The 3,194-nt window shown below is 63.5% G+C and carries 3 protein-coding genes; all 3 read right to left on the bottom strand.

What is annotated here, in order from left to right; all coding sequences use genetic code 11:
* A partial coding sequence (locus tag AC1DSN_RS20525; RefSeq protein WP_477332536.1) for a hypothetical protein occupies positions 1 to 722 on the bottom strand: 722 nt, incomplete at its 3' end.
* A 185-nt stretch (positions 723 to 907) separates the two neighbouring features.
* Positions 908 to 2,098 (bottom strand): eCIS core domain-containing protein, encoded by a 1,191-nt coding sequence (locus AC1DSN_RS20520; RefSeq protein ID WP_477332534.1) that lies wholly within the window; start codon positions 2,096 to 2,098, stop codon positions 908 to 910.
* On the bottom strand, positions 2,082 to 3,194 hold a 1,113-nt coding region (locus AC1DSN_RS20515), incomplete at its 5' end, for an eCIS core domain-containing protein (RefSeq protein ID WP_477332532.1). The genes AC1DSN_RS20515 and AC1DSN_RS20520, both read right to left, overlap by 17 nt.

The raw sequence follows: 3,194 nt of genomic DNA, 5'->3' as shown, positions 1-3,194 counted from the left end.
GCATCGAACTCGGTGGAGATMGTCGAAGGATCGATGCCCGAATTCACAGGCGGCAGTACGGGATCGGACAACGGGCCTTCGATGATGAAATCGCCGGCCGTGGCGTCGTCGCGCATCTGCTCCGGCGTGATGAATGGGGTCGTGCTGAACGAGGTGCCACCGCTGTGCATCTCTTTCGCCGGCTTGACGCCAACCGCCCGCAATCCCAGGCGGTTGAGCATACTGACTGCACGCACCACGAAGGCCGTGTCGCCCTGCCCCATCGCGCTCTTGCCCATCACGTAGTACACCGCGTGGGGATGGTGGTGAAGCAGGGCCAGGTTGTGCTGGTACTGGTTAAGGCCGTCCAGCCGCACGTTCAGAGTCTGCGCGCTTTCCATCGCGCGGGACCTAACGCTTTCGGGCATATAGCGAGACGACCGCGAAGGCGGTCGATCACCGCCGCGCGCCTGTGCTGCACGATCCTTGGCGGCCTGGCGCTTGGCGACGTTCATCATGCCTTCCAACTGCCCGACCTGCTCCTCCAGGTTCGCAATGCTGCCTTCTTCCTGCACCTCGCCGCTTTCGTAGATCGCGTGAAAGATCTCTTCAGCCTGGGCGAAGAGAGCAAAGAATTCGCGCGGCAGCCGCGGGGGAATCGACGAGCTATGGCTGAGCACGTCGTCGAAGTGTTCGAGCGCCGCATCGATCGGGTCGAGCTTGGCCCATTCCTGGTCCTTCACCGCCCGCACGCGCKGAATGACCACGCCTTCGGGAACGGACGCGCGTGGGCGCGCCGCCCTTGCGTAATGCAGTTCCCCCATGGCAACCATGCCGTGTATCGGCGCATCCGCGCGCGGTGGCACAGGCGGACGGACGGCGCCGGAGGAAACGCGCGTACGCTGCGGTGCGTTGGTAGGCGCTTCATTCACGGGAAGTGATCGTCAAACAGCTGCTCTCGCGCCTGCAGGAAGGAGTCTTGCGCGTCGGAGTTTCTGATCGAAGCCGAGGACGGAGTATCGACCAGTTGATTGAAGGTGGGGTTGACCACGTTCTCTCCTTTGCTCGCCAATGATTTCTTGCTCGCCTTCGTCAACGATTTCCAGCCATAGGTGGCATAGGGATCGAGGTTGAGCAGCTTGTTGAGGCGGTGCTTGGCGCGAATCAGGTCGGTGCTATTGCCCGTGATCTGTCCCTTGAGGCGCTTGTAGATCCTCCTATAGGTGGCCAGGTAACGCGTGATGCGCGGCGACAGCTGCGTGTTGTAGCCGCTGGGCGGGGCTTCGTCGTCGATCAGTTCGTCCACGTGCCTGGGCCTGAGCACCTGGTCGTCAAAGATGGACTGGATATCGCCGAGCGTACCGGCGCTTTGCAGTGCCTGCAGGGTCAGGCGGTGTGCCACGACGTGCGGGCCTTGAAGGGCGCGGGTGAGCCTGTTGTGCGGCTTGGTGTGGGTATGGGTGTACAGCGTAGGTACGCGGAAATGGCGCTTCTTCGTGACGCCCTGGTTCCTCAGCGCCTTGTCGTGGACGGTAGCCGCCGCCTTGGTGGTAAAGGTCGTGTACGGGTCGTAGTCGGAATACCAGCGGCCGGCCTTCTGCTTCTTCACCGTCAGCTGTGCGACGGCGGGGCCCGACCGGGATGGCGTGGGCTGCGAGGTACCCGCGTCGGCGCGTTTCATCTGCATGGCCTGCAAGCCCATCCGGTCCGCCTCGCGCTCGAGCGAAGCGTCGTCGTTTACGCCGACCCCTTCCACGCGGGTGTTGGCGCGGACCCTGCCCTGCACCTGCTGCACCACATGCCACGCCTCGTGCGGAAGGTGCTGTTCCTGACCGCGAGCGAGATGGATGTCACTACCCTGCGCATAGGCCAGCGCATTGAGCCGGGCCGGCAGCGGTGAACCGTAATGCACGCGTACCCCGCCCATGTCCAGGCCGGAAAGCGATTCGATCCCGGTACGCAGTGCATTTGGCAATGCCTGTCCGCCCGTGGAGGAACGGGCGTAGTGCATGATGTCGCCGGCCGGTGACAGCGACTGCTGCGCGACCTTGCATTGCGTCGGCGCGGCGACGTGTGGCGCGACGGAAGGGCCGGGTCGATGCTCAGGGGAATGTGTCATCGAACAGCTCCTCTCGCGCATCGAGGAATGACTGCAGGCCCGCGGGATCGGAGATCGAACCACCCGGCGGCTTGTCCATCAGGTCAGCGAAGGTGGGAACGGCGACGTTCTCGCCCTTCCCCTTCGTGTGCGCCTGGCTGGCCTTGGCGAGTGACTTCCAACCATACGTCGCGTAAGGATCCAGATTCAGCAACTTGTTGAGTCTATGCTTGGCGCGAAGCAGGTTTTTCGGCTTCTTCTTGAATTCAACATGCAGCGACTTGTGTACCTTCGTATACGCAGCGACATAACGTGTCACGCGGGGCAGCATCTGCGAGCTATAGCCAGCACCGGGCGCTTCATCGGTCATGACGACGTTATTGACGTCGTTCGGCGTGAGCACCTGGTCGTCCTCGATCTTCTTCAGCTCGGCCAGTGTTGTGGCGTCCTGCAGCGCCTTCAAGGTAAGGCGATGCGCGACGACATGCGGCCCCTGCACCGCACGGCTTAGCTTGTTCGCCGGCTTCGTGTGGGTATAGGTGTAGAGCGTCGGCACGCGATAATGTCGGCGTTTCGCGCCCGCGAGAACCTTGATGGTCTTGTCGTGGGCTGCTGCCTGCGCCTGGGTTGGAAACACGGTGTAGGGGTCGTAGTCGGAATACCAGCGGCCCGACGCCTGCTTCAACACGGTCAACTGGGCGACGCCTTCCGCGGCGGCCGTGGCGGCCCGTTCTGAGGCGGGTGACGATGCCGGTATGGCGGGCTTCATTTGCAAGGCGCGGCTGCCCATCCGGTCCGCCTCGCGTTCCAGTGACGCGTCGTCATTCACGCCGACGCCTTCCACGCGGGTGGTGGGACGCACCTTGCCCTGCATTTGCTGCACGACGTGCCATGCTTCGTGCGGCAGGTGTTTCTCTTCACCCTGCGCCAGGTGGATGTTGCGGCCCTGCGCATAGGCCAGCGCATTGAGTCGCGCCGGTAGTGGCGAACCGTAGTGCACGCGTACCCCGCCCATGCTCATGCCGGAAAGCGATTCGATGCCGTTACACAGAACGGACGGCAACGCCCGCCCTGCCGTCGGCGCTGGCGTGCTCGGCACGATGCCCTGGCTGGACCG

The organism is Luteibacter sp. P4_D7_3 (genome assembly GCF_056401735.1).
The sequence above is the reverse complement of the archived record's forward strand: the minus strand, read 5'-3'. Positions and strand labels throughout refer to the sequence as shown.